Raw genomic sequence first — 25,655 nt, forward strand, 5'->3', positions numbered from 1 at the left:
GGGGGGTGCACATGTCACGTCCTATTGCCCCTGACGCCGATTGCGACTAGATTCTGCCCCAGGAGCAAAAACAACAGGGGACGACGCGTGAAGGAGAGGACCCGGTGGCACTGCGAGAATTAACCCAGGAGGAGCGTGACACCGCCCGGCAGAAAGCACTGGCGGCTCGCGCAGAACGCGCTGAAGTGAAGCGAGGCTTTGGGGCTGGCACGCTCAGCTTCGACCAGGTCCTGGAGCGCGCAGGTGCCTCGGAGGCTGTGGCGCGGCTCAAGACGATTGAACTGCTTGAGGCCCTACCAGGCGTCGGCCGGGTGACTGCCACGAAGATCATGGAGGATCTTGGGGTTTCGACCAGCCGTCGGCTCGGTGGGCTCGGAGTCAAGCAGCGGCGAGCCCTGACGGAGCATCTGGCACAATTGGGCTGATGTCTTCAGAAGCCTCCGCGCCACAGGTCACAGTTCTCGCTGGTCCCACCTCCGTGGGTAAGTCCACACTGAGTCGCTACATCCGCGCCACCTACCCGCAGGTGCATTTCTCTGTATCGGCAACCACGAGGCCTGCACGGCCGGGAGAGGTCCACGGTGAGGACTACCTGTTCATCAGTGACCAAAGGTTCGACGAACTTCTCGCCGAAGACGCCTTTCTCGAGTGGGCCGTCGTCCACCAGAAGCACCGGTACGGGACGCTTATCGCCACGGTGGAAGCGGCTCTGGGGGACGGAAAGAACGTCCTGTTGGAGATCGATCTCCAAGGTGCGCGCCAGGTCCGAGACAAGCTCCGCGGAGCGCAGTTCGTGTTCCTAGCGCCCCCGAGCTTCGATGATCTGGTTCACCGGCTCGTCGGACGGGGAACCGAATCTGACGAGGAACAGCAGCGCAGGCTGGAAACCGCTAGAATAGAGCTTGCGGCAGAATCAGAGTTCGATGTCACGATCATCAATGACGACATCGACAGGGCCGCACGTGAACTTATTGCCTATATGGGCATTGAACTGACGACCAACGCGTAAGGAACTTGAGTGACTGAGCAGCTCGAAGGCATCATCAACCCGCGGATCGACGACCTCATGAAGAAGGCCGATTCCAAGTACTCGCTGGTGCTTTTCGCCTCTAAGCGTGCACGCCAGATCAACAACTACTACGCGCAGCTCCATGAAGGTCTCTTCGAGCATATTGGTCCTCTGGTTGAGACCAAGCTCAATGAGAAGCCCCTGTCGATCTCTCTGCGCGAGATCAATGAGGACCTGCTGGTGCAGAAGCCTGCCGCTGAGGCACCGGCAGCCTGACCCGGCGCGCCACGATGCGCATAGTTCTCGGAGTCTCCGCAGGCATCGCCGCCTATAAGGCGGTCTACCTCGCCCGGCTCCTCAAGGAGGACGGCCACCAGGTCGATGTCATCCCCACGGAGAGCTCCTTGGAGTTCGTCGGAAACGCCACCTGGGAAGCCGTGAGTGGGCGCCCTGTCAGCACAAGCGTCTTCGAAGGTGTTGAAGAGGTTCGGCATGTCCGCTTAGGGCAAGAAGCAGACCTCATTGTGGTGGCTCCTGCCACGGCAGATTTCCTGGCTCGGGTGCGCGCGGGTATGGCCAGTGACCTCCTGACAACGACCCTCCTGGCGACCGAGGCGCCCATACTTCTGGTCCCTGCCATGCACACAGAAATGTGGCGCAATGCAGCTACCCAAGACAATGTGGCAGTCCTCCGAGACCGCGGTATTGATGTCATGGAACCAGCCGTGGGCAGGCTGACCGGTGCAGACTCAGGTCCGGGCCGGATGCCTGAGCCGGACCAGATCAGAGCCGAGGTAGATCTTCTGCTGCACCAAGAGGGTGGACCTTTAGCGGGTAGAAGAGTGCTGATCACCGCTGGCGGCACTCGTGAACCGCTCGACCCCGTCAGGTACTTGGGCAATCGATCCTCCGGAAAGCAGGGACTCGCATTGGCGGACGCCGCCCGGTCAGCGGGAGCGCAGGTCACACTCATTGCCGGATCCATGGAGCAGCAGCCTGGTCCCGAACTCGCCTGCATTGAGGTGGTCTCAGTTGGGACTACGGAGCAGATGCATGCAGCCGTGATGTCGAGAGCCGAGCAAGCCGATGCCCTCATCATGTCTGCGGCCGTGGCTGATTTTCGGCCTGCCGACTACGCTCATACCAAGATCAAGAAGTCCGACAACGGTGCCAGCCCAATCATCACGCTTGAACGAAACCCCGATATCCTCGCCGAAACAGTTGCAAGGCGCAACCACCGGGGCACCGGGCCAAAAGTCATCGTCGGCTTCGCGGCTGAGACCGGTGACGAAAAGAGCGACCCGTTGGAACTGGCCCAGCTGAAACTCCAACGCAAGGGCTGTGAGCTGTTGGTGCTTAATCGAGTTGGGGAGAACCTGGTCTTCGGTCTGGACAGTACGGAAATCCACATTTTAGCCTCGGACGCCGCGCAGCAGCAGCTTCAAGGTTTTGAACCTGACCACGTGATCGGCTCCAAGCGTGAAGCCGCGGCATTGGTGATCCAACGTCTTCATCAACTGCTAGCGACCTAACCAGTGCTGGTCGATCAGACCCGTTCGAGCAGCATCGCTGCTCCTTGACCCATGCCTATGCACATAGTCGCCAACCCACGTGCTGCGCCCTCGTCCTCCATCCGGCGTAGGAGGGTGACGACGATCCTGCACCCCGAGGAGCCCAGGGGATGCCCCAGGGCGATGGCACCTCCGTCAGCGTTGACAACCCCCTGATCCAAACCTAGACGCCGAATGCACGCAAGAGACTGTGAAGCAAACGCCTCGTTGATTTCGACGGCCCCAATGTCATCGAGGTCCCAGCCAGTGCGTTCCAGTACTTTCTGAGTCGCGGGCACGGGACCGAGCCCCATGACTTCTGGTGCGATACCGGCGTTGGTTCTGCCCACCACACGCGCTCGGGCAGCCAGGCCGTATTTTTCGACCGCACGTTCTGAAGCCACCAGGACTGCCGAAGCGCCGTCGTTGAGACTTGACGCATTGCCGGCGGTTACCACTGATCCGCCTGGGACTACTGTTCGGAGCTGAGACAGCGCCCCAAGAGAACTGTCCGGGCGGGGTCCCTGGTCAGCCGCCACGACGCTGACTTGGCCCTTCCGATTCGATACCTCAACAGGTGTGATCTCGCGCCCCAACCTACCGGCGTTGTGGGCGGCCACAGCACGCTGGTGGGACTGAAGGGCAAAGACATCAGCGTCATTCCTGCTAATTCTGTCGATCCGGGCAACCTCCTCAGCTGTTTCCGGCATCGAAAACATACGCTTCTCGTGCTTGAGATGTTCTGGATTGACGAACCGTGCGCCGATGGATGTATCGGCAACTTCGCCCGGACGAGGAAAAGCAGTTGTCGGCTTGGCCATGACCCACGGGGCGCGAGACATCGACTCCACACCGCCAGCCACCACCAAGTCGGCATCTCCGGCTGCGATCATCTGCGAGGCGATGGCAATCGCTGACATTCCCGAGGCGCAGAGACGATTGACGGTGACCCCTGGGACCGTCTCGGGAAAGCCAGCGAGCAACCAAGACATACGGGCGACATTACGATTCTCTTCTCCGGCACCGTTCGCGTTGCCGAGGATTACTTCATCCACGTCTGTAGGGTCGATGCCGGCATCCTCTATAGTCTGCTTGACGACCAAGGCTGCAAGATCATCGGGGCGTACAGGCGACAGCGAACCTGCATAGCGGCCAACGGGTGTTCGGGTGCCCCCGACTAAGAATGCCGCCGGTGAGATGAAGGGAGTTGCGGCTACCATGATGCGACCTCCAGGTTTTTGGGAAAATTAGAGGAGACGATTACTACCTGCGTTCAGCGGCGACTCCGGGCGAAAGCCGAGATGCCTGTGATGTCCCGCCCGACGATTAGGGCCTGCATCGAGTCTGTTCCCTCGTAGGTGGAGACCACTTCCATGTCGGTCAAGTGGCGGGAGATGTGGTTTTCCAGCAGCAGCCCGTTACCAGCCAGGATGTCCCGCGCCTCACGGCACATGGCCAACGCCTTTCGCGATGTAGTCATCTTCACCAGGGAAGCCATGCCATCAGTCAGTCGATCTGCTTCAGCGAGCTCCGACATGCGTGTGCACATCAGCTGCATAGCGGTGAGGTCAGAGAGCATCGTGGCCAATTTCTCCTGGATCAGCTGGTAGCTCCCTATAGGCGCACCGAACTGCTCGCGCCTGAGAGCGTAGTCGGCGGCGATCTCCATTGCCGCCATGCCGTGGCCAACTGCCTCCCAGGACGCCCCACCTCGGGTTGCTCGCAGTACCCGGTTGACGCCCTTGAAGCTGTGGCAGTCAGCCAGTCGGTTCTCCGACGGTATCTTGAGGTTGTCGATGACAATATCGGCCTGGTTGATGGAACGCTTGCCTATCTTTCCAGTGATGACCTCGGGGCGGTAACCCTGTGGATAGGTCCCGTCGGGCTGACGTTCCAAAACGAAGGCTTTCACCTGCGAGTCGGCCTCGTCGCGCGCAAAGATCACAACGACGTCGGCGGCATGTCCGTTGCCGATCCACCGCTTATGGCCGTTGAGAATCCATGACTCACCCACTTGGCGGGCACTGGTCTCTAGGGAGACGGAGTCGGAACCATGGTCAGGCTCCGTAAGCGCAAACGCTCCGGTGCGCTTCAATGTGGCCATGCTGGGCAGCCACCGTTTCCGCTGCTCCTCGTTTCCCAGCATGTAGATGCTTCCCATGCAGAGATTGGAATGGACTCCGAAGAAGGTGTTGACGGAGCCGTCGATCCGTCCCATTTCCCTGGCCACGACACCGGCTGCTCGTCGGGAGAGTCCTGGGCATCCATAGTCTGGAATGAAGCCGCCGACGATGCCTATGTCGGCCAAGGGGCTCAGCACCGGCTCCGGAAACTCTCCTCGCTCCCAGTATTTGTTGATGACAGGCAGCACATGCTGGATACCGAATTCACGGACCTCGTCGCGCAGGTGAAGTTCCTCGTCAGTAAGACCTTCATCGAGCAGAAAATAGTCAGGGTGTTCGATGACCGATGTCATAGTGAACCTTTCGCATCGTGAGAGAGGGCTTTGTGAAGGCCGGCTCGAAGGGACATGGTTGGAGGGGAGGGCCGACCGGTGGTGGGGTCGACGAGAACCATCGCCGCCTCTCCGGCCACGCAGAGAGCACCGTGTTGAATCAGCTCATGGCGAATTGTGAATGACGTGTTCCCGATGCGAGTGACCCAGACGTAGGCGCTCAGCGTTGGGATGTAGTGCACTGGCTGGTGGAAAGCCACCGACATGCTGCGCACCACCCTGACGAGGTCACTGTGATCCGCAGAGCCTGCGCTCCAACTCCGGGTGGCCTCAATGCGGGCTTCTTCGAGCAGCGTGATGACCCGGGCGTTGTTGACGTGGCCGTTGAGATCCTGATCGGACCAGCGGACCTGCAGCGTTGTCTGGAATGCCACCGCTGGCGGGCTGTAGGCGGAGGTCATACTGATGTTTCCTGTGCGGAGTCCCTGCTTCGGCTGAGGAGCCACTCTCGCACCTGCTCGCTGTCGGCTCCCAACCGCGGTGGAGCTTTTCCGTAGTGGGCCGGTGTCCTGCTGAACTGCACTGGATGTTTGATGGTGGGTACCTCCTCACTCTGCTGACCGGCGGTGACCACTGGGTTCAGCCCCAGGCGCTCCGCAAACTGGACTCCTTCCCCAATGTTGAGAATTGGGGCACATGGAATCCCCTCCTCCTGAAGAACTTCGAACCAGTGTTCCGCGGAATTCTGACTGAGGGCCTCAACCAGCAGCTCTCTCAGGGTGCTGCGATTTTGGTTTCGTTCCTCCATCGTCGCGAACCGTGGGTCCTCAGCGGCCCAGCCGAATCCCAGGTTGGAGACGAGGCGGGCAAATTGCCGGTCATTGCCCGCGCAGATGATAAGATCCTTCTCGGCGGTGGGAAAAGGCCCATAGGGGTAGAGACTGGGATGGTCATTGCCCAGCCGCTGCGGGACGTTGCCACAGGCAGCGTAGCCCGCCGTCTGGTTGACGAGGCCCGAGAGCGCGGAGGAGAGCAGGTCCAGTTCCACATGCTGCCCCTGCCCCGAGACGCCCCGTTCGTGCAGCGCGGCGAGAATGCCGGTCGCTGCGTGAAGGCCCGTAATGACGTCGAACATTGCTACCCCAGCCCGTTGAGGATCCCGCTCAGGGGAGCCGGTCACCGACATGAGTCCAGAGAGACCCTGGACCAGGAGGTCGTAACCAGGCATGTTCTTCCCACCACCGCTGCCGAAGCCGGTGATACTGGTATGAATCAGTTCGGGATGGGCTTCGGTCGTCTGCGAGGCATCCAGTCCGTAGCGGAGGAGCCCCCCGGGTTTGAAGTTCTCGATCAGGACATCAGCCTGATCCACGATTTCGTGTGCGGTTTCGAGATCCGCAGGGTCACGAAGATCGAGCACAATTGAGTGCTTATTGCGATTCACCGCTAAGTAATAGGTGCTGACACCTTCACGTGCGGGCGGTATCCAGGTGCGCGAATCGTCCCCCGAGGGAGCTTCGACCTTGATAACGGTCGCACCCATGTCTGCAAGCAGCATTGTGCAGTATGGGCCGGCCAGAATGCGGGTGAAGTCGGCAACGACGACGCCGCTCAGGGGCCCCGGCGAGATGTCCTTCCGGTCGTGAGCAGAAGTTGGAATAGTCACGTGAGGGGGTGCATCCGGCATGATTCCTCTTTCAATCAGTGTGCTGTAAACCACAGAACCATTACTATTGAGTTCTGTCCAATACAAAATGATGGGTACTCTGATACCCGAGTAGAAATAGTGGGAGTGGCATGGAAGTCAATCAAGCGCGGGCGTTTCTTGCCGTCGCGGAAGAACTGCACTTTGGTCGTGCCGCCGCGCGTCTTCGAATGGCTCAGCCACCTCTGAGTCGCCTGATCCGCCAGCTTGAGCGCACCATGGGGGCTACTCTGTTCGAGCGCAGCACACGCCATGTTGCTCTCACCTCCGCGGGACAGGCTCTGCTGGAAGACGCGCAGACTCTCGTGTCTGTTTCGGAGAGTGCGAAGCAGTCGGTTCGCAGCGCCATGGTGGGGGAGACCGGCAAAGTGCGCCTGGGTTTCGCCGGGGCTTCCATCAACCGCCAGGTCGGACAACTGGCTCGCAATATCCGGGCAGCGCGCCCGGGCATCAGTCTCGAACTCTATAGTTCCCAGTTCTCTCATCTCGGTCTCCAACGGGTAGTTGACGAATCCCTCGACTTGGTCATCGGGCGCTGGGATTTTCTGCCGGCTGGAATCGACTCGGCGGTCATCGGGTTGGAACAGCTCTTGGTGGCACTTCCCGAATCACACCCGCTCGCTGGCAGAGAACAGTTGAGCATGGCGGAACTTGCAGAAGACCCCTGGATCGTTCTGCCGGCCGGTGCTGGCGCAGCGCTCCAGAACCGGCTCAACTCCCTAGCCATGGCCGCCGGTTTTGTGCCACGTGTCGTCCAGACCGCGCCCGACTCTTGGACGCTGGTGGTGCTGGTGGGTGCTGGTTTGGGCTGTTCTCTTACGCTGGACTCCGTTCGGGACAATATTGCTTCCGACGGCGTCTCCTTCGTGCCACTGGCCAGAGGCGGCAAACCTCTGGAGGTGCGCATGATATGGCGAGGCGCTGATGCCAGTTCAGCTCTGCGTGCTGTGGTCGAGCTGGCGGAACGGATGTTTCCTGATCCCCGCTCAGAGAGTCAGCTCTCATAGGTGTACCAACCGCGGCCGCTTTTCCTGCCGTATCGCCCCGCCTCGTAGAGCTCTCTGATGGCGGGATCTGGGAGTGACTCGGGGTCTCCGGTCTGCTCATACTCAGCCATACGAATCAGGTAGGCCACGTCGATTCCAACCAGATCCATCAGTTCGAAGGGCCCCATGGGATGCCTCAGTGCGGTTCGCGCAGCCGTGTCGATGTCCTCGAAACCAGCTACGCCCTGGTTGTAGAGGCTGAGAGCTTCCTTGCGTATGGCATTGAGCAGCCGGTTGGCAACGAAACCGGGCACCTCTTTGCGGAGTCGAACCGGATCCTTACCCAAAGCTTCAGCGAGAGCCGCCGTTTTCTCCAGTGTTTCTTCGGAGGTCCCGGTATGGGGGACAACCTCCACACACTTCATGATGAGTGCGGGGTTGAAGAAATGCATATTGCACACTCGGTCAGGTCTGGCTGTCGCCTCTGCGATGCGGGAGGAGACAATATTGGATGAGTTGGTGGAGAGGATGGCATGCACCGGAGCTAGTTCGTCAAGTTCGGCGAAAAGCTGCTTCTTCACCGGAAGATCCTCCACCGCCGCTTCGATGACGAAATCGGTGCGCGATACGGCGCTCGCCCGGTCGGTGCTGAGGTGAAGTCTCTGCCACGCAGCATCGACAGTCTGCTGACTCCGACGGCCCTTTTCCACGTCTCGATCCATCAGTTTGGCCAGCGAACTCTGTGCCTGTCCCAACTGCTCTTCCTTGATGTCGATCAGATCAGTCTGAAAACCGCAGAGTGCTGCTTGCATGGCAATCTGGGCACCCATCGTGCCAGCTCCGATGACGGTTATTCGGGCGATGTCGGGCTCCCATGAAGTTGGGACTTCAGGCATGCGGATTCTCCTTGTTCTGTGTTGGGGTCGCGGATGCTGTGCGGAAGTCGGGGCGTCTCTTCTCGAGGAAGGCCTGTGTTCCTTCTGCCTTCTCATCTGTGCTGTAGAGCACCGCTTGCGCAAGCCGCTCAAGCAGCATTCCGGTGCTGGCATCGACGGTGAAACCATGCTGGACCACGGTTTTTGCCAGCTGCAGAGCCAGCGGGCCACGGGCAAGGATATTCTCAGCGCACCGCCGTGCAGCATCTGTGAGATCTGCTGGTTCCACCACCTCTGAGACGAGGCCCCAGGACAATGCTTCCTCAGCGCTGACCCGCCGCCCGGTAAGGATGACTTCAGTTGCCCGGCCAGTGCCGACGATCTTGGCTAGGCGCTGCGTGCCCCCGGCGGCAGGCAGCACCCCCAAGCCGGTTTCCGGGAGCGCGAACTGTGCATTGGTCGAAGCGATACGAATATCGCAGCTCAGTGCCAGTTCGTGTCCACCGCCAAAGGCATAGCCGTTGACTGCAGCAATGGTGGGTTTGGGGAACTTCTCAATTCTTTCGTAGAGGCGCTGCATGGTGGCAGTCAGGCCATCTGCGGGAGTCCGGCGGGCGAGCTCATTGATATCGGCCCCGGCGACGAAGGCCTTTTCTCCGGCGCCGGTGAAGATCAGGAGCTGGGCATCGTCATCGTCATACAGTTCATCCAAAGATGCGGACACCTCAGCCAATACTTGGCTGTTCATGGCGTTGCGGGAGTCAGGGCGGTTGATAGTGACCCAGGCAATACCTTGGGTGTTCTCCACCTTGATCAACTCAGGGGAGCTCCTCGAGGGGCTGGGTGACGTATTCATACTTTGTCCTCCTGCAGTGTTTTGGGGGTTGACAGTGAGGCCGCGCCAGCAGAACGCTTGGCCAGGTATGTGAGGGCGATGGCCGCAGCAATGAGGGCCAGTCCGGTGATCGCCGCCCAAAGGGTCGGAAGAAACAGCAGGACGCCGCCGGCACCCAACAGCGGTCGGGCGATCCAGGCAGGTTGATGCTCCACCAACGGCAGCCATCCGTTGATGGCGGTCGCAATGGCTATGACGGCAATGATGCTCAGAGCAAAGGCAGTCAGGACCTCAGTCAGTGTGCCCTGGGCAACCAGCGCGGGGTTGAGCGCGAACCCGAAAGGAACGATGTACTTCGCAGCCCCCAGCTTCATAGCGGTCAAGCACGTGCCCATAGCCGAGGCTTTGGAAATGCTGGCCGCGGCGAAGGCCGCCAGACCCACGGGAGGCGTGATGTATGACACGGATGCCCAGTAGATGACGAAGAGATGTGCAGCGATGGGATTTACGCCGAGCGCTGTCACCGCTGGAACCATCACGATGGCTAGGAAGACGTAGGCGGCCGAGATTGTCAGACCCATGCCGAGAATAAAGCAGACCACTGCTCCGGCAATGAGGATCAGGATGAGGTTGTCACCGACCAGCGCAACCAGGTCGCGAGACAGGGACAGGGCGACCCCGGTCGCTGAAAGACCTCCCAGAATCAGCCCTACGCCGGCGATCAGCCCGATAATCTGTCCAAGAGTCTTGCCGGCATCCAACAGCATCGCTGTGAATTCCTTGGGCCCAAAGCGCAGATTGGGCTTCAGAAAGGCGATGACCATAAGTATCGCGACGATCCAGTAGGGCACCTGGGCCTCAGATCCTGTGCTGAAAAGCATGGCAGTAAGCACAATCAGTGAGCCGATGTAGGGCCACCCGGAGATGAGGGCTGCGCTGACCCGCGGTAGCAGATGCTTCGACGTCCCTGCAAGATTCTGCCGAGCGGCATAGCCATCGATCTGAACAAAGATGCAGAGAAAGTACAGAACTGCCGGGATTGTGGCGGCGATCAGCACTTCCGTGTAGGAGACGCCGACGAATGAAACCATCAGGAAGGCCACAGTGCCCATGATGGGTGGCGTGATGGATCCCCCGGAAGCGGCCGTCGCTTCCACTGCACCCGCCATGCGAGGGCTGAAGCCGGACTTCTTCATTGCTGGAATAGTCATGGGGCCCGTGGTGAGCACATTGGACACCGCAGACCCGCTCATCATTCCCAGAGTCGCGGAGCTCGCCACCGAAACCTTGGCAGAACCTCCGCGGTACCGGCCGAAGATGGCCATAGAGAGTCGGTGGAAAAATTCTGCCCCGCCGGTGTGCTGCAGCACAATTCCGAACAGCAGAAAGCCGATCAGGATGCTGCCTACGGTTTCCATAGGAAGTCCGAGAATGCTTTCTGGACCCATCGCGTGGACCTGAGCGACGGTGATGAGGTCATATGGGATTCCCTGCAAGATGGCAAAGGGGATTCCTTCGGCAGTCAGGGGATAGAGGGAGAGAGCTAAGGCTAGTACCGCCACGATCCAGCTTGAGCTTCTGCGCAGAGCTTCCAGCACAACCAACCACAGCACGAAGCTGAGAATCGTGGCCGGCACTGGAGCGATGAATTCCCAGCCGTACTCCTGAATCTCTACGCCGTTGACGGCGAAGTACAGGCAGGTGAGGATCGTCAGGACAACTATGGCGGCGTCATACCAGGGCACGCCGGAGGTTCCAGGCGGGTCGTTGTCCTCATCTCTCTTCCGCAACGGCCACACGATGAAGACAATCGGAAGGAAGCAGGCCAGGAGAAGATACAGATAGGCGTTGGTCAGAATCGCCAGCCCACCAAGATTCCAAAAGAAGACTTGATTCATGGAGAGTAGAATCCCGACAACGGTGAGTACGATCACCACTGCGCTCCAGAAGCGAGTCAGCCGATGATTCCGCGTGGCAGTTGTCGCGATGAGCTGCTGCATGTCGTCCTCATTGGGTGATTCCAAGGAGGGCTCATCTCCGATGCCCCGTTGAGAGTGATCCTCACGTGTAGCTGTTCTCATGAGGAAGCTCCATTCTCGTCTGGGTCATCACTTGGTTCATCGCCGGGATCCGGGACATCCTCGATGGTGGGAAGCTCAGGCAGATTTTCGGCCTTCCAGTCCACCCAGCGGAGGGAGAGCTCCTCGACTTCTGAGTTGCTTTCGAGAAAGGGCGGCCAAGCGTCAGCCATCAGCTCCTCACGCTCCAGTAGAGCCTGTTGGCGGGCTTCGAGGTCTGGCGTCCAGCGACCCACGGCCTCTAAGAAATCCACTGAGCCGTCATGAAAAGGAACCACCATGGGGTCCAGCAGGATCGCGTCCCGGGCGAAGTTAGGCGCATCTGGAGTGACGTCCTTGAACTGGTCGTAGTAGTGGTCGATGTAATCAATGAGCGTCGAAACCTCTTCGACCGGGCGGTCGGCCAGTGTGGTGAGAGGGATGGTGTACTGCATATTGACGGCGGACTCTCCCGGTTCCATGCCTGCAGCCTCGGTGAATTCGCCGGGCCGGACCATTGGCGCGAGCTCCTCCCACGTGTCGTAGCGGGAAGGATCGTCACCGCCGAGGTCCAGCCAGCGGATCGGATGTTGAGAAGCCAACTCCTCGATATTCGAACCAACCGTATTGTGGTAGAGAGCGTCAAGCTGTCCGGTGCGCAGCGCCTCAACCTGTTCGGCGTAGGAGATATCGACCTGAACCACGTCATCGCCTGTCAGCCCGTCATAGTTGAGGATGGCTTCGAGCTTTCGGTTCATCGACGTGCTGGCCGTCAGGCGGGGGTAGCGCCGGCCCTCCAAATCGCCGACAGTTTCAATTCCGCTGTCTTCGCGGACAAGGACGCCATAGTTCCCCGGAGGTGTCCACACCTGACGGAGTCTCTGTGGGCCCCACATTTCAGAGGCAAACTCATCATTGCCTTCGAAGGCGTAGTAATACTCGTCGCCTGCTCGCGCGTAGTCCGCAGTGCCATTGATCAGGGGGGCCAGACGGCCGATTCCCGTATCGGACGTCATTAGCCTGACTGGCACGCCAACTTCACTGGTGAGAGTGTTCGCAATTGCCGCCAGGTCGTTGTACGTCCCCGTGCCTATCCCGTAGGTGGACCAAACCAACTGACGGGGCAGAGCTGAATTCACGTTCGTTGACGCAGGTGAGCAGCCGCTGAGATATCCGGCCGCGGTCAAGCTTGCCGTACCTGCCAGAAAACTGCGGCGGCTGATGTGTTTCGTCAAGATGCTCTCCCGTGACGTTGCCGGTTGTCTGTCATGTGAGCCCAGTCACTCAGGGCGTTCCACCGCAATTTATACCTGTTGTTGCATGACGCACACCACTAAATCGGGATAGTAATACTCATGCGGTATGAAAACATGAGGTGTCCAGTAATAGCGCCTTGTGGTTATTGCGATGCCCACAAGACGGTGATTACGTGTTGTCCGTCACGCAATGATGGAGGTTGGCTCCCAGGTCCGGCCCAGCCCTGCACGAAGGAGCAGCAATGTTCGATCTGTCCACGATGGTGGCCCAGTCTGCCCGCAGATACCCTGAGAAGATAGCTCTGATAGAAGGAGCCGAGCGGTGGACGTTCGCCGAACTGGACCACGCGATATCTGAAGTGGCACACGGCCTTGCGGAGCAGGGTTTCCATCCTGGAGAGGCAGTTGGTCTTCAACTGAAGAACACGGCTCCGTTCGTCATCACCTACTATGCCGTGCTGCGTGCCGGGATGATCGTCGTTCCCTTCAACCCCTTGGCCGTAGAACGGGAAGTGGAGCATATCCTCTCTGCTGCAGGCTGCCGTGGTGCAGTTGTCCCTGCGTCCACGGCGGGGACCGTGATGGACGCAGCCACCAAGATCGAGGACTTCCTGCTGATCGTCGATACGGATGACGAGGGCGCACAGGACACCATCACAGCCCAGGTCAGCTCCTCAGGAGCTCGAGACTTCCTCGCATTCAGCGAATTGCTCAGACGAGCTGACCAGCGGGCGCCTCAGCCAGCCGTCGTGAGCCGCGCTGATGACGATGCAGTGGTGATATTCACATCAGGCACGACCGGCATGCCGAAGGGCGCTGCTCTGAGCCACTTCAACCTCTGGATGAGCTGCACTGCCCTCACCACACGCAGCGACCCGTCATCGGAAGAGGTTGCGCTCGCCTGTCTTCCGCTGTTCCACGTCTTCGGAATGTCCGGGATCCTGAACGTCTCGATGGCTTGGGGCATGACCCTGGTACTCGCTCAGAAAGCTGACCCTGAGACAGTTCTGGGGCTGATCGAAGAACACGGCGTCACACGCTTCTCTGCCGTTCCCACCATGCTCAGCGACTTCATACAGGCAGGTGCTCAGGGTCGGGATCTGAGTTCGGTTCGCCGCGTCACTTCGGGGGGATCCACGCTGCGTCCGGGTGTCATCTCGCAGTTCGAGGAGATGTTCCCGGAGGCCGCGCTCCTGGAGGGATACGGCGCCTCGGAGACGACGTCCTCAGTCTGCGTCAACCAGAGCCGCAGCGAGCGCAGGCCTGGCTCTGTGGGAACGCCCTCTTGGGGCGTCGAGATGCGCATCGCAGATGAGGATGGTTCGGTTCTCCCCCCCCCCGGTGCGGGCCACGTGGGGGAGCTGCATGTCAGGAGTCCGACGTTGTTCAACGGCTATGTGGGTGAACCGGATGAGACTGAAGCCACTTTCGATGGCGAGTGGTTCCGCACCGGGGATATGGCTCGTATCGACCAGGACGGCTATGTATATATCGTCGACCGCATCAAAGATGTGATCATCCGCGCTGGCTACAACGTTTACCCGTCCGAGGTTGAGCAGGTGCTTCAGAACCATCCAGGAGTTGCGCAAGCGGTCGTGGTGGGGCTGCCCGACGACCGTGTGGGCCAAGAGATCGCCGCGCTGGTGGTACCCAGTCCGGAGGAACAGGTGACGGAGGAGCTCATCAAGGCCTACGCCAGGGATCAGCTGTCAGCCTATAAACATCCACGCATTGTGAAGATCTGCCAGGAACTGCCTCACTCATCTACGGGGAAAGTGCTCCGTCGGCACGTTGCATCCGCGTTCTCGTGAGCCGATCCTCCGGGAGGAGCAGGCCCTCCACCACTAGGTGGCTCTGGCTGCTCGTGGCCGTGGCAGTGCTCAGCCAGGCAGCGATTCACCTGATCCGTCCCACCACCACCTATAAACTAATCGACCTCGGTGCCGATGGCATGACCGTCGGCCTAGTCACCGCGCTATATTCCCTCCTGCCAGTCCTTTTCGCCCTTGCCACCGCTTCTCGTGCTCAGCGCGCGTCGTCTCTTCGGCCTCTTCTGCTGCTTGGGACAGCATTGATGAGTCTTGGGGCGGCAGGAACGGCTGCGGCTCCACATGTGGCCGGGATCGCGGCAGCCAGCGCGCTGCTGGGAGTCGGTCAGATCGTCGTGGTCATCGCGGGTCAAGCAGCCATTGCTCGATTCGCAGGCAATGATCAATTGGATTTCGCCTTCGGATGGTTCACCGCAGGGTTTGCGGCCGGGCAGATGGTTGGCCCTCTGGTGGCCGGTGCCATCCTAGACCCAGCTGCCGGTGCCGCTGGTGCCACCCTGGCGATTGATCGCACCCTCTGGTGGGGGACGAGTCTCACCGGCATCATCGCGGTTCTCCTGCTTATATCCGGTCGCACCTTTCACAGTCACCGCCGGGCCGATGACTCCGTCCTACCGTCATCGCAGGTACCTCATCAGGGTGGGATCTCACATGCGGTGCAGATCATCCGCACCCCGCGAGTGAAGTCACATTTCTTCGCATCCATCGCACTGATCGGCATGATGGACCTGTTGGCCGCGTTCCTTCCTCTGGTCGGCGACGAAGCAGGTATCTCTCCACTGTGGGTCGGAGTGCTCTTGGCAGCCCGCGCCGCCGCCTCGATGCTCTCCCGCGTGCTGCTTCCGCTGCTGCGGCGATGGTTCTCACGGCATGTGCTGGTGGTGACTGCGCTGTGGGGTGCTGGCAGCATGCTGGGTGCATCCACTTCGGTGACCCAGTACTTTCCCTGGGCACTACTGACGATCGCCCTGGGTGGGTTCTTCCTCGGGTTGGGGCAGCCACTGACCATGTCTGCCATAGCGGAAGCTGTGCCGCTGCATTGCCGGTCCTCAGCTTTGGCGCTGAGCCTCGTGGGGAACCGCGTCGGTCAAGTCTTGGTCCCGATGGCCGCTGGTGGTCTGACCGGCGTGGTCGGCGCTTCGGGAGGCGTGTGGCTGGGCTGCCTGCTTCTTCTGGGATCAGGGGTGGAGAAGACTGTCTTCTGGAAGAAATAGACCTCTCCGCAGTTGGTCGACCGCGCGGTAGGATAACCCGGTGACCTCAACCAACCCCCTTCGCCTGTTCTCCTCCGAGTCGGTGACTATTGGCCATCCAGACAAGATCTGTGACCAGGTCTCTGACGCCATACTTGATGCGCTGCTAGCTGTTGACCCCGACTCACGGGTCGCCGTGGAGGCGTTGACAACCACCGGTCTGATGCATGTGGCAGGTGAGGTCACCACAAACGGTTATGTTGAAATTCCGCAGATCGTCCGATCGACCCTCCTGGGCATCGGATACGACTCCTCAGCCAATGGCTTCGACGGGGCCCGCTGCGGAGTGTCCATATCTATCGGTCAGCAGTCACCGGACATCGCCGGGGGAGTGTTCAACTCCCTAGAAGCGCGATCAGGAGCGCAGGACCCACGCGAGGCTCAAGGTGCCGGTGACCAGGGAATCATGTTCGGGTATGCCACCAATGAGACCGAAACCTTCATGCCCACTCCGATCGCTCTGGCTCACCGGCTCTCGGCGCAGCTGACCAAAGTGCGCCAGGACGGTACCCTCGCCTACCTAAGACCCGACGGCAAGACGCAGGTCACCATCGGCTACGACGGCCCGAATCCCGTCTCACTCGATGCAGTAGTGGTCTCGACTCAGCACACCCAGGAAACATCCCAGCAGCAGCTGCACGCGGACATCTCAGAATCCGTCATCGCCCCGGTGGTCGCTGAGGCCGGATTGGACCTCGGGGCAATGGAAGAAATCATCAACCCTTCAGGCCCGTTCGTGGTCGGGGGCCCCGTCGGTGATGCTGGTCTGACGGGCAGGAAGATCATTGTCGACACCTACGGAGGATTCGCCCGCCACGGCGGGGGCGCCTTCTCCGGCAAAGACCCATCCAAAGTGGACCGCTCTGCCGCCTACGCCATGCGCTGGGTGGCAAAGAACGTCGTCGCGGCGGGCCTTGCCGACCGCGCCGAGATCCAAATCGCTTACGCGATAGGCCGGGCACATCCGGTGGGGATCTACGTCGAGACCTTCGGCACGGAGCACGTCGACCCCGTCGCGATTTCCGCAGCCATTCGTGAAGTGTTCGATCTGCGCCCCCTGGGCATTATCGAGGATCTGGATCTGAAAAGGCCCATCTATGCGGAGACTGCCAAGAACGGTCACTTCGGACGCCCAGAATTCCCCTGGGAAGAGCTCAATCGTGTCGAGGCTCTCCGTTCGCAGTTCAACGCGTGATCACACCCACCTGATCTCAGCATAAGCTGCGCACTGACGTACCCGTTTCATTTCAACCCAGAGCATCTTCCGCGCATCAGGATACGATCGCTGGCGTGAAGGAGGTGAGCGGAAGTGACTGAGCGTGACGGGGATCAGCCCGCACTTCTGGACGCACTTGCGCCGGCCCCGGCGCCGAAGCTGCCCGCTGGAGCCACAGGTAACCTGCCGATCGCGCATGTTCTCTTGGAATCGCCGGTGCCACACTTGGACCGGATTTTTGACTACGCGGTCCCGGTAGACCTTGACGATCAGGTCGTCCCCGGTGCCCGGGTAAAAGTACGCTTCTCCTCGCGGGATATGTCCGGATACGTTCTGGAAAGAACCCAAACGACGACTGCCCCCAGACTCACGCTGATCAGCAAAGTCATCACCCCGCTGCCACTGCTCTCCGCCGAGGTGCTCAGACTATGTCGAGGCGTAGCAGAACGCTACGCGGGGGTGACCGCAGATGTGCTGCGCGCCGCTATTCCACAGCGCGCAGCTCGCGTTGAGAAAGAGTTCATTGGCCACGAGGCACCTGTTCCTGAGCCGGTACCGAGCCAGCCTGGGCCGCGTGAGACCGCCCTCGCATTAAAATCATTTGGTGCCGACGGCTGGCCCCACCTCGTTCTGGCAGCTGCTCAAGAAGCTCGTACTGCCGGAAAACGCGTCATCGTTGCCGTACCAGACCAGCGAGACGTCGACCGGCTGAGGCCACTGCTGGAGCAGCAGCTCGGCATTGACGTGGTCGCTCAACTCACCGCTGAGATGGGCCCGACTCCGCGCTACAGGTCTTACCTTCGGCTTCGCTACGGGCAGGCACAGGTGGCACTGGGAACTCGCTCTGCGGTGTTTGCACCCGTTCATGGACCAGCGCAGATCATTGTCCTGGACGACCAGGATCCCAGCCACCAGGAACCCCGTGCACCGTATCACCACACCCGTGAGGTGGCGCTTCTGCGCAGCGTTCAGACCGGTGCGGGAATACGGTTCATCTCGACTTCTCGGAGCCTGGAGGTTCAGCGACTCGTTGAACGTGGCTGGCTGACGGACCTCAGTCCACCCCGCCATGAGCGAACCACAGCTTCGCCCTTGGTCACAGCCTCCAGCGACTCCTACCAGCAGGAGCGCGATCCCACCCTCCAGCGCGCCAGACTCCCCGGTGTGGCATACAAAACCGCTCGAGAGGGTCTTGAACGGGGTCCAGTGCTGGTCCAAGTGGGGCGTACCGGATTCATCCCGGCGGTGCTGTGCGAGCGCTGCAGGTCACGGCAAGTGTGCCCTGAATGTCACGGGCCGCTGGCGCTGCCGGGCCACTACGGACAGTCTGATTCGCTGCGTTGCCGCTGGTGCGGATTACACCAGCGCGGTCACCGCTGCCCCGAATGCGGTGCAGGCAGTTTCCGGGCAGGGGCCATAGGCGCCGACCGGACAGCCCAGGAACTTGGCAGAGCCTTCCCCAACATTCCCGTGATCTCTTCCACGAGCGACCACCCCGTTGATGAGGTGACGAACAAACCTTCGCTCATCATCAGCACACCGGGGGTCGAACCGGTGGTTGCTGAGGGCTATGCGGCGGCCCTGATCCTCGATGGAGACGCCCAACTGGCCAGGGAGGGCCTTGATGTGCCACGAGGGGTGCTATCCCGGTGGTTCAACGCCGCATCACTGGTCCGGACGCGAAGCGAGCGCGGAGCCGTCGTCGTCACGGCAGAGGACACGGAATTGACCGGCGCGCTTGTCCGCTGGGACCCAGCAGGCTATGCCAGACGAGAGCTCTACAGACGATTGGAACTGAACCTGCCGCCAGCAGTGCGCATGCTCACCATCACTGGTGAGGCCCGGGAGGCTGAGGCGTTCGTAGCTGAGGTGAACCTTCCAGAAGGGCTTGACTGGGTTGGGCCGGCCCCGATGGATCAGGGAGCGCACCGCTGGATGCTGTTCTTCAGCTACGCCCAGGCGGGAGGCATCATTTCAGAGATATCTCGGGTCCGGCGAACCGGGTCTGCCTATTCCGCCGGGCAGGGACGGGCACTGCGCATCGCCGTCGACGACACCTCTGCGCTGCAGTTCTAGAACACGTTCAGTGCCCACAGCGACTTACGGCGCCGTGCGGGTCACCTCAGCGACGAACCTGCGAATTGACCGTGCCAGCTGAGCTGGCTTTTCGTAGTGCACCAGATGTCCGGATCCGCGGATCACCTCCAACTGCCCCTGCGGGAGCAAGTCGCGCAACTGCCGCAACCCTTTCACTGTGCTGAGATTATCGAGGGCTCCAGGCAGCAGCAGTGTCGGCACTCTGACTGCTGAAGCGAACTGCGTCGCCGTATGTCGACTGGAAGCCCAGTACGACTCCAGCAGTGTCCTCCGATCCGAATATCCGCCGAAGAACTGACGGTGTTGGTCTTTCACGAAAGCGGCCAACTTGTGATCCCATCCCACGCCCAGCGTGAGATTCATCACTTCAAGAATGGTGGCTGAGCGTAGTACGGTGTCACCTGCACGTTCAGGAAGAATCTGAGTGAGGCGGTAGTAGAGCTCGACCAGAGCTGCCCCCGGGAGAAGCCTGCCGCGGAAGATGCTATTGCTGATGGGTGCGCTGAGCACCAGACCTGACCAGTCTCGGCTGGACCGAGCACAGTGTGCTGAGCAGATGATCGTCCCGAACGAATGTCCCACCAGACAATCGTTCTGACCGAGGTCCATGGCATCGGCCAAGGCTTCAACGAACGCGGCATAGAGGCCGAGTGTGTGCTCAACATGCCTACCGTTCTGCGCCTTCAGGGGCGGGGACTGTCCGTATCCGGGCAGGTCTGGCACCAGCACTTCGAACTCGGGAAGACCGTCAGTGATCAGCTGCAAGCCATGGTGGTCGCCCCGGAAGCCGTGGACAAGCAGAAGGCGTGCCGAAGCAGGTGCCTCCACGGTAGGGCGATACCGCCAGACCGTAGTCTCGGCACGTATGTGCTGGCCGTCAAGCTCACAATGAATCGGGACGGTGAGCTGCTCAGGTTCCCGTCGCGAATACTCCGCCCAAGGCGCAGGGAGGAAGCGAGGCTGCGTCGTCGTCTGTATTTTTCCCACGAACCACAGCGTAGCGAGTCCGATAACCATCTAGACTGTCCTGAGTCGAATTTTCCGTGAACTGTTGAGGTGCGCACCTGTGAGCGAAACCGCTGAAAAGCAGTCCTACGACTTCCGAACGATTGAAGCCACATGGCTTCCGTTCTGGGAGCAGGACGGGACCTTTGTGGCCGACTCTGCCGACGATCGGCCCAAGAAGTATGTCTGCGATATGTTCCCCTACCCATCCGGTGACCTGCACATGGGTCACGCCGAGGCCTTTGCCATCGGGGACGTGCCTGCGCGCTATTGGAGGCTGCGCGGATACAACGTGCTGCACCCAGTCGGTTGGGATTCCTTCGGGCTGCCCGCAGAGAATGCCGCCATCAAGAACAACGCGCACCCTGCAGAGTGGACCTACCGCAACATCGAGACTCAGGCCACCAGCTTCAAGCGCTATGCCATCAGCACCGACTGGACCCGGCGGCTGCACACCTCGGATGAGCTGTACTACCGGTGGACCCAGTGGCTGTTCCTGAAGCTCTACGAACAGGGCCTGGCCTACCGGAAGGACTCCCCGGTTAACTGGTGCCCCTCCTGCCAGACTGTGCTGGCCAATGAGCAGGTCGTCTCCGGAGCCTGCGAACGATGCGGCACGATGGTGACCAAGAAGGCGCTGAATCAGTGGTACTTCAAAATCACCGACTACGCTGACCGGCTGTTGGAGGATATGAGCCAGTTGGAAGGCTCATGGCCGGAGCGCGTGCTGGCCATGCAGCGCAACTGGATCGGACGGTCCGAAGGAGCTTATGTCGACTTCGCCGTAGATGGGGGACACACCGTCACTGTGTTCACCACCCGCCCGGACACACTCTTCGGTGCCACCTTCTTCGTGGTGGCAGCGGACGCGCAGTTGGCCGGTGAACTCGTCACGGACGAGCAGCGGGCTGAGTTGGAGTCCTACCGGGAGCAGCTGAAGTCAGTCTCAGACATCGAACGTCAGGCCACTGACCGGAAGAAGACCGGCGTTTTCCTCGGCGTCTACGCGACTAATCCCGCCACCGGAGCCGAAATGCCGGTCTACGCGACCGACTATGTGCTGGCGGACTATGGGACAGGCGCTGTGATGGGTGTGCCCGGTCAGGACCAACGTGACTGGGAGTTCGCCAAGACCTTCGATCTGCCGATCGTGCGGACAGTTCAGCCCCCAGAGGACTTCGACGGTGAGGCGTACACCGGCGCAGGGGCGGCTATCAACTCCTCCCACGGTGACATCTCACTGGACGGGTTGGAGGTGGAGGAGGCCAAGGCCACCATCATCGATTGGCTCAATCGCAAAGGGGCCGGGCGCAGCACTGTCAATTTCCGGTTGCGCGATTGGCTCGTCTCACGCCAGCGTTTCTGGGGAGCACCCATTCCCATCATCCACTGTGCCGAGTGCGGAGAGGTGCCTGTTCCCGAGGATCAGCTGCCGGTGGTGCTGCCGACTGATATGCGCGGCGAGCAGCTGGCCCCCAAGGGTAAGTCGCCGCTGGCTGCCAACGCTGCTTGGGTGAACGTAGTCTGCCCGCGCTGCGGAGAGTCCGCCACCCGGGACACAGACACCATGGACACCTTCGTGGACTCTTCCTGGTACTACATCCGCTATATCGATCCCACATCGAGCCAAGTGATTTTCCCAACTGATGAGGCGAATCAATGGTTGCCCGTCGATCAGTATGTTGGCGGCGTGGAGCACGCGATTCTGCACCTGCTCTACTCCCGTTTCATCACCAAGGTGCTCCACGATATGGGGCTGGTCAACTTTGTGGAACCCTTCCGCGCACTACTCAATCAGGGACAGGTGCTCAACGGCGGTAAGGCGATGTCAAAGTCGCTGGGCAACGGCGTGCACTTGGGTGAACAGCTGGACGAGTTTGGTGTCGACGCCATCCGACTGACAATGGTCTTTGCCTCACCACCGGAAGACGACGTCGACTGGGCCGACGTCAGCCCCGCTGCCAGCCAGAAATTCTTGGCCAGAGCCTGGCGTCTGGCGCAGGATGTCACAAGTGCACCCGGCGTGGACCCTGCGGACGGAGCCAAGAAGCTGCGGGCTGTGACTCACCGAACGATCGCTGATGCTCAATCATTATTGGACGATCAGAAGTACAACGTGGTGATAGCCCGCATCATGGAGCTGGTCAACGCCGCTCGAAAAGAACTCGACTCAGGGGCCGGTTCGGATGACCCTGCTGTTCGTGAAGCCGCCGAATTCACCTCCCAGGTTCTCTCCCTGGTCGCGCCCTATACAGCGGAGGACATGTGGGCCAAACTGGGCCATGAGCCGTCGGTGGCGAACTCTGCCTGGCCATCCGTTGATGAAGCTCTGCTGGTCCAGCACACCATCACAGCTGTCGTACAGGTCAAGGGCAAACTGCGCGATAAGCTCGAGGTGCCGGCGGACATCACGGAAGAGGAGTTGGAGCAGCAGGCGCTGGCTCTTCCCAAGATTCAGAAGTACATCGCTGATGACGGAGGGATCCGCAAGGTGATTGTCCGGGCGCCAAAGCTTGTGAATGTTGTGACAGGGTAGAACCCCCTATTCAGTCAGAGGCGGCAATGGACACTGTCAGCTGGGTGCAGTCCCTGGACTCCGAGCTGCTCTCCAGGCGCTCCGCAGTGCCGGGACGTAAACCCGTCTTGCGGCGGAGCCGCGGGCGCATCGCAGTGGTCACCGATGCCGCCTGCGGCCTTCCCGTGGACCCGTCAACAGGACATCTTCAGCTGGGTGTGCTCGGTGATCACATAAGAGTTGTGCCCATTCCGGTGATGATCGATTCGACCCCTCAGCAGGGTCAGATTTACCCTGAAGCTTCGGATGAGCTCACCCGGGACTTGCCGCTGGCGTTAGCTCAGGGGCTTCCGGTGCGCACTTCACGTCCCTCACCCGGACGCATCGCCGAGACATACCAGCAGTTGCATGAGGCCGGTTTCGCCGGGGCAGTGTCCATCCATCTCTCTGCGAAGCTCTCAGGAACTGTGGACGCAGCCCGGCTCGCGGCGAGGGACGCGCCTTTCCCGGTCACCGTTGTCGACTCGGAGCAGGCCGGTTTGGGCCTCGGTCACGCTGTGATAGCTTCTGCGCTGACGGCGCGCCTCGGAGGGAGCGCGAACGAAGTCGCGCAGACGGCGAAGACTGTGGCATCCGGCTCACGTTCCTTTTTTGCGGTCCCAAGCCTGGAACAGCTGCGCCGCGGAGGAAGAATCAATCGGGTGGCTTCTCTGGTGGGGTCAGTGATGCGCATCAAACCGCTCTTGGCTCTCCGAAGCGGGGAGATAGTGATGGTGGAGCGGACCCACTCCATGCCTCGGGCTGTCGCTCGCATGTCCGAGGCAGCCATTGAGCATGCCGAGACCTTGCCGAATCCACAGCTGGGCGTTCAATGTTGCGGCAATCCCGAAGACGCCGCCGAACTCGCGGCACAGGTCCGGCCATATTCTGCGCAGCCTGTACCTGTGATTGAGCTGCCCCCCGGATTGGCTGCTCATCTCGGTTTAGGGGCCTTGGGTATCAGCGTCAGCGGCAGCAGCTAGCCCGCCCAACTTGCAGCACCCTGCGGAGTTATCCCCAGCAGCTGCTCTCTGAACAACGACCCTCCGGTCCCTCCACACAATGCGGCTATCGGGGGATGCAAACGACTGAAGAACCTAGCCTGAAGTCCATGGAACAGCAGGACGCGGGGTCTCCAGCTGAGGAGCTGGTAACCCGTCGAGAACATCTTAGGGCGCAGCGGAAGGCAGAACACGCCACGCCAGCGCGATTCGGTTTGCGGCTGGGAGCCGTCACCGTTTTTCTGGTGGTGATGGTGACCTGGGCGGCCGTCTCCTGGTTCACCTCGCGGCCTTCTGCGCGCGCTCTGCCCGAGCCGCCATCGCTTGAGGAAACGTTGGAAAGTCGCCCGCAGGAGGCACCTAGTCAGGAGCCCGAGGATCAGGCAGAAGCTTCTGAGTCGCCTGAGATTGTGGTGGTTCACGTCGCGGGGGCCGTGCATGAGCCGCAGGTAGTCCACATGGCCGCCGACGATCGAGCAATAGATGCCGTGGAGGCCGCTGGCGGGCTCACCGCAGACGCCGCCCCTGAGGGTGCAAACCTTGCCGCACCGGTAGTTGACGGGGACATGATCTATGTACCGACAGTAGAGGAATTGGAGGCTGGGCACGGACCGCCGGCCGGATCTGGGTCGCATGAGCTCAACGGGAACGGTGAGGGCACGCCAGTGAATCTGAATTCGGCGCCAGCTGACGAACTGGAGCAGCTTCCAGGTATCGGTCCAGCGCTGGCGGACAGAATCGTCACGTACCGCGAAGCCAACGGAGGATTCGGATCCTTGGAGGAACTCGCCGCAGTCAGTGGGATCGGTCCGGCCATTATTGAAAGCATCGCGGACGATGTCACGTGGTGACCATGACTGAGCAGCGCCAGGCTCTCGATCTGCGGCTTGTTCCTGCATCTCTCGCCGGTTGGGCAACAGCCCTTGTGGTGGTGCACAGCGGGTTTCCCATTTCGCTGCACGTTGGGTCGTGGCTGTTCGCAGGCGCACTGCTTGCCACTGTTGGTGTGTTTGCGCTGAGGGGAGCGAGGTCTTCAGCACAAGCGACCACTACGGCCACCCCAAGCTGGTGGCGCCGCACAGAGGTACTGATACTCCACATGGCGCTGAGCGCTGGAGTAGCGTCGGGTGTGGCCTTGTCGGCTGCGCAGACTCAGCACAGTCACCAGGAGTCCGGTTGGGCCGATGCGGTGACCTCTGAGGTGCCGGTCAGTGTCACCTTTCGGGTCACGAGAGATGCTCTCCCGGTTCAACAGCTCAGCGGAGACGGCTATAGGAGCCAGGCAATTGTGACGAGTTGGGGTGAAAATCCCCACCCGGTCAGGGCGGAAGTCGTGATCTTCACCGATACTGAGCTAGAGGCCGGGCATCGGTATACGGCGACAATGCGTCTCTCCAGCACAGCCGCCGCCGAACGTGCCACGGCTGTCCTGCGCCCCTTCGGATCCGATGAGCCGCGTCAGCGGAGTCCGGACCGGTGGGCTCACATATCCGGTGTTTTCAACAGTCTCCGCGATGCCACCGCTCATCAAGCCTCGTATGCCGTGGGGGAGTCGCCTGCACTGTTGCCCGGCGTCATATTGGGGGACCGCTCCGCTCAGAGTGCTGAACTTACCGAAGCTATGCGAGTCTCCGGGCTGACGCATATGACGGTGGTTTCCGGAACCCACTGCGCCTTAGTGATGGGTGCGCTGCTGGGACTTTCACGCATGCTGCGCATGCCGCGTTGGAGCACACTGCCCATGCTGGTCTGTGGGCTTGTGCTGTTCGTGATGCTTGTTCAACCTGCACCGAGCGTAATTCGCGCTGCCGTAATGGGATCGATCGGGGCCTTGGCTGTGTTCGCTGGACGTGGACGGGCTTCCTCAGCGCTGCTGTGTCTATGCGTGATCCTGCTTCTGGTCTTGGTCAAGTCCCGTGTAGTGGTGTAGCTGGCCCTGTTGTTCTTCGAGGCTTTCGTTGGTCAGCCAGGG

21 protein-coding genes and 1 pseudogene are annotated in these 25,655 nt (G+C 60.7%); 13 read left to right on the forward strand and 9 right to left on the reverse strand.

Annotated elements, in window-relative coordinates; genetic code table 11:
* The first annotated feature begins 104 nt into the window (after positions 1–104).
* From mihF to coaBC, 4 genes are read left to right on the forward strand one after another with little or no spacing between them, the layout of a single operon-like run.
* Positions 105–425 (forward strand): integration host factor, actinobacterial type, encoded by a 321-nt coding sequence (gene mihF, locus FEF26_RS03490; RefSeq protein WP_138252154.1) that lies wholly within the window; start codon positions 105–107, stop codon positions 423–425.
* Entirely contained in the window at positions 425–1,009 is a 585-nt protein-coding gene (gene gmk / locus FEF26_RS03495) for a guanylate kinase (RefSeq protein WP_138252155.1), read from the forward strand. The genes mihF and gmk overlap by 1 nt, the downstream gene beginning before the upstream one ends.
* A 9-nt stretch (positions 1,010–1,018) precedes the next feature.
* Positions 1,019–1,285, forward strand: coding sequence for a DNA-directed RNA polymerase subunit omega (gene rpoZ / locus FEF26_RS03500; protein ID WP_138252156.1), 267 nt, complete (start codon positions 1,019–1,021; stop codon positions 1,283–1,285).
* A 14-nt stretch (positions 1,286–1,299) separates the two neighbouring features.
* On the forward strand, positions 1,300–2,541 hold the full coding sequence (coaBC, locus tag FEF26_RS03505) for a bifunctional phosphopantothenoylcysteine decarboxylase/phosphopantothenate--cysteine ligase CoaBC (RefSeq protein ID WP_138252157.1): 1,242 nt from the start codon (positions 1,300–1,302) through the stop codon (positions 2,539–2,541).
* 14 nt (positions 2,542–2,555) lie between these two features.
* On the opposite strand, the gene FEF26_RS03510 is transcribed toward coaBC, so the two are convergent.
* Genes FEF26_RS03510 through FEF26_RS03525 form a run of 4 tightly spaced genes read right to left on the reverse strand, consistent with a single transcriptional unit; the run spans position 2,556 to position 6,680 of the window.
* A complete protein-coding gene (locus FEF26_RS03510) occupies positions 2,556–3,779 on the reverse strand; it encodes a thiolase family protein (protein ID WP_138252158.1) in 1,224 nt (407 codons plus the stop codon).
* A 53-nt stretch (positions 3,780–3,832) separates the two neighbouring features.
* Entirely contained in the window at positions 3,833–5,035 is a 1,203-nt protein-coding gene (locus FEF26_RS03515) for an acyl-CoA dehydrogenase family protein (RefSeq protein WP_138252159.1), read from the reverse strand.
* The gene (locus FEF26_RS03520; protein ID WP_138252160.1) at positions 5,032–5,475 is read right to left on the reverse strand and encodes an acyl-CoA thioesterase; all 444 of its coding nucleotides are present in this window, start codon (positions 5,473–5,475) and stop codon (positions 5,032–5,034) included. Before FEF26_RS03520 ends, FEF26_RS03515 begins: the two co-directional genes overlap by 4 nt.
* Positions 5,472–6,680, reverse strand: coding sequence for a CaiB/BaiF CoA transferase family protein (locus FEF26_RS03525; RefSeq protein ID WP_243730390.1), 1,209 nt, complete (start codon positions 6,678–6,680; stop codon positions 5,472–5,474). The genes FEF26_RS03520 and FEF26_RS03525 overlap by 4 nt, the downstream gene beginning before the upstream one ends.
* Positions 6,681–6,811: 131 nt before the next feature.
* Here FEF26_RS03525 and FEF26_RS03530 point away from each other — a divergent pair, with 131 nt between their 5' ends.
* The gene (locus FEF26_RS03530; RefSeq protein ID WP_138252162.1) at positions 6,812–7,726 is read left to right on the forward strand and encodes a LysR substrate-binding domain-containing protein; all 915 of its coding nucleotides are present in this window, start codon (positions 6,812–6,814) and stop codon (positions 7,724–7,726) included.
* Here the strand turns inward: FEF26_RS03530 and FEF26_RS03535 are convergent.
* Genes FEF26_RS03535 through FEF26_RS03550 form a run of 4 tightly spaced genes read right to left on the reverse strand, consistent with a single transcriptional unit; the run spans position 7,714 to position 12,707 of the window.
* Positions 7,714–8,601: a 3-hydroxyacyl-CoA dehydrogenase family protein gene (locus tag FEF26_RS03535; protein WP_138252163.1), complete on the reverse strand. Its 888-nt coding sequence runs from the start codon at positions 8,599–8,601 to the stop codon at positions 7,714–7,716. The two genes, FEF26_RS03530 and FEF26_RS03535, sit on opposite strands and share 13 nt — an antisense overlap.
* Positions 8,594–9,436: an enoyl-CoA hydratase/isomerase family protein gene (locus tag FEF26_RS03540; protein ID WP_138252164.1), complete on the reverse strand. Its 843-nt coding sequence runs from the start codon at positions 9,434–9,436 to the stop codon at positions 8,594–8,596. Before FEF26_RS03540 ends, FEF26_RS03535 begins: the two co-directional genes overlap by 8 nt.
* Entirely contained in the window at positions 9,433–11,496 is a 2,064-nt protein-coding gene (locus FEF26_RS03545) for a TRAP transporter permease (RefSeq protein WP_208012834.1), read from the reverse strand. The genes FEF26_RS03540 and FEF26_RS03545 overlap by 4 nt, the downstream gene beginning before the upstream one ends.
* On the reverse strand, positions 11,493–12,707 hold the full coding sequence (locus FEF26_RS03550) for a TAXI family TRAP transporter solute-binding subunit (RefSeq protein WP_138252165.1): 1,215 nt from the start codon (positions 12,705–12,707) through the stop codon (positions 11,493–11,495). Before FEF26_RS03550 ends, FEF26_RS03545 begins: the two co-directional genes overlap by 4 nt.
* Before the next feature lie 263 nt (positions 12,708–12,970).
* Here FEF26_RS03550 and FEF26_RS03555 point away from each other — a divergent pair, with 263 nt between their 5' ends.
* The 4 genes and pseudogenes from FEF26_RS03555 to FEF26_RS03570 all read left to right on the forward strand — a co-directional run bounded on the left by FEF26_RS03555 (position 12,971) and on the right by FEF26_RS03570 (position 19,102).
* Complete coding sequence (locus FEF26_RS03555) at positions 12,971–14,539, forward strand: class I adenylate-forming enzyme family protein (RefSeq protein ID WP_138252166.1); 1,569 nt, start codon at positions 12,971–12,973, stop codon at positions 14,537–14,539.
* A gap of 65 nt (positions 14,540–14,604) precedes the next feature.
* Positions 14,605–15,429 (forward strand): annotated as a pseudogene (locus FEF26_RS03560) (MFS transporter); the annotation flags it as partial.
* A 382-nt stretch (positions 15,430–15,811) separates the two neighbouring features.
* On the forward strand, positions 15,812–17,005 hold the full coding sequence (metK, locus tag FEF26_RS03565; protein ID WP_138252168.1) for a methionine adenosyltransferase: 1,194 nt from the start codon (positions 15,812–15,814) through the stop codon (positions 17,003–17,005).
* A 114-nt stretch (positions 17,006–17,119) separates the two neighbouring features.
* The gene (locus FEF26_RS03570; RefSeq protein ID WP_138252169.1) at positions 17,120–19,102 is read left to right on the forward strand and encodes a primosomal protein N' family DNA-binding protein; all 1,983 of its coding nucleotides are present in this window, start codon (positions 17,120–17,122) and stop codon (positions 19,100–19,102) included.
* Positions 19,103–19,126: 24 nt separating this feature from the next.
* On the opposite strand, the gene FEF26_RS03575 is transcribed toward FEF26_RS03570, so the two are convergent.
* Complete coding sequence (locus FEF26_RS03575; RefSeq protein WP_138252170.1) at positions 19,127–20,140, reverse strand: alpha/beta fold hydrolase; 1,014 nt, start codon at positions 20,138–20,140, stop codon at positions 19,127–19,129.
* A 19-nt stretch (positions 20,141–20,159) separates the two neighbouring features.
* Between FEF26_RS03575 and leuS the strand changes: the two genes are divergently transcribed.
* The 4 genes from leuS to FEF26_RS03595 all read left to right on the forward strand — a co-directional run bounded on the left by leuS (position 20,160) and on the right by FEF26_RS03595 (position 25,613).
* Positions 20,160–22,664, forward strand: coding sequence for a leucine--tRNA ligase (gene leuS / locus FEF26_RS03580; protein ID WP_424991718.1), 2,505 nt, complete (start codon positions 20,160–20,162; stop codon positions 22,662–22,664).
* A gap of 26 nt (positions 22,665–22,690) precedes the next feature.
* Entirely contained in the window at positions 22,691–23,665 is a 975-nt protein-coding gene (locus FEF26_RS03585) for a DegV family protein (RefSeq protein ID WP_138252171.1), read from the forward strand.
* 128 nt (positions 23,666–23,793) lie between these two features.
* Entirely contained in the window at positions 23,794–24,534 is a 741-nt protein-coding gene (locus FEF26_RS03590; protein WP_166432899.1) for a helix-hairpin-helix domain-containing protein, read from the forward strand.
* Positions 24,535–24,536: 2 nt separating this feature from the next.
* Positions 24,537–25,613 carry a ComEC/Rec2 family competence protein gene (locus FEF26_RS03595; protein WP_138252173.1) on the forward strand — a complete coding sequence of 359 codons (1,077 nt, stop codon included), beginning with the start codon at positions 24,537–24,539 and terminating at the stop codon, positions 25,611–25,613.
* The last annotated feature ends 42 nt before the right edge of the window (positions 25,614–25,655 follow it).

Source organism: Nesterenkonia salmonea (assembly GCF_005771525.1).
Lineage (GTDB): Bacteria > Actinomycetota > Actinomycetes > Actinomycetales > Micrococcaceae > Nesterenkonia > Nesterenkonia salmonea.

Bases quoted from the DNA above. Each gene is read 5' to 3' on its own strand.
- gmk (WP_138252155.1), top strand. From the start codon at position 425: ATGTCTTCAGAAGCCTCCGCGCCACAGGTCACAGTTCTCGCTGGTCCC.
- coaBC (WP_138252157.1), top strand. From the start codon at position 1,300: ATGCGCATAGTTCTCGGAGTCTCCGCAGGCATCGCCGCCTATAAGGCG.
- FEF26_RS03510 (WP_138252158.1), bottom strand. From the start codon at position 3,779: ATGGTAGCCGCAACTCCCTTCATCTCACCGGCGGCATTCTTAGTCGGG.
- FEF26_RS03515 (WP_138252159.1), bottom strand. From the start codon at position 5,035: ATGACATCGGTCATCGAACACCCTGACTATTTTCTGCTCGATGAAGGT.
- FEF26_RS03520 (WP_138252160.1), bottom strand. From the start codon at position 5,475: ATGACCTCCGCCTACAGCCCGCCAGCGGTGGCATTCCAGACAACGCTG.
- FEF26_RS03530 (WP_138252162.1), top strand. From the start codon at position 6,812: ATGGAAGTCAATCAAGCGCGGGCGTTTCTTGCCGTCGCGGAAGAACTG.
- FEF26_RS03535 (WP_138252163.1), bottom strand. From the start codon at position 8,601: ATGCCTGAAGTCCCAACTTCATGGGAGCCCGACATCGCCCGAATAACC.
- FEF26_RS03540 (WP_138252164.1), bottom strand. From the start codon at position 9,436: ATGAATACGTCACCCAGCCCCTCGAGGAGCTCCCCTGAGTTGATCAAG.
- FEF26_RS03545 (WP_208012834.1), bottom strand. From the start codon at position 11,496: ATGAGAACAGCTACACGTGAGGATCACTCTCAACGGGGCATCGGAGAT.
- FEF26_RS03555 (WP_138252166.1), top strand. From the start codon at position 12,971: ATGTTCGATCTGTCCACGATGGTGGCCCAGTCTGCCCGCAGATACCCT.
- FEF26_RS03575 (WP_138252170.1), bottom strand. From the start codon at position 20,140: ATGGTTATCGGACTCGCTACGCTGTGGTTCGTGGGAAAAATACAGACG.
- FEF26_RS03585 (WP_138252171.1), top strand. From the start codon at position 22,691: ATGGACACTGTCAGCTGGGTGCAGTCCCTGGACTCCGAGCTGCTCTCC.
- FEF26_RS03590 (WP_166432899.1), top strand. From the start codon at position 23,794: ATGGAACAGCAGGACGCGGGGTCTCCAGCTGAGGAGCTGGTAACCCGT.
- FEF26_RS03595 (WP_138252173.1), top strand. From the start codon at position 24,537: ATGACTGAGCAGCGCCAGGCTCTCGATCTGCGGCTTGTTCCTGCATCT.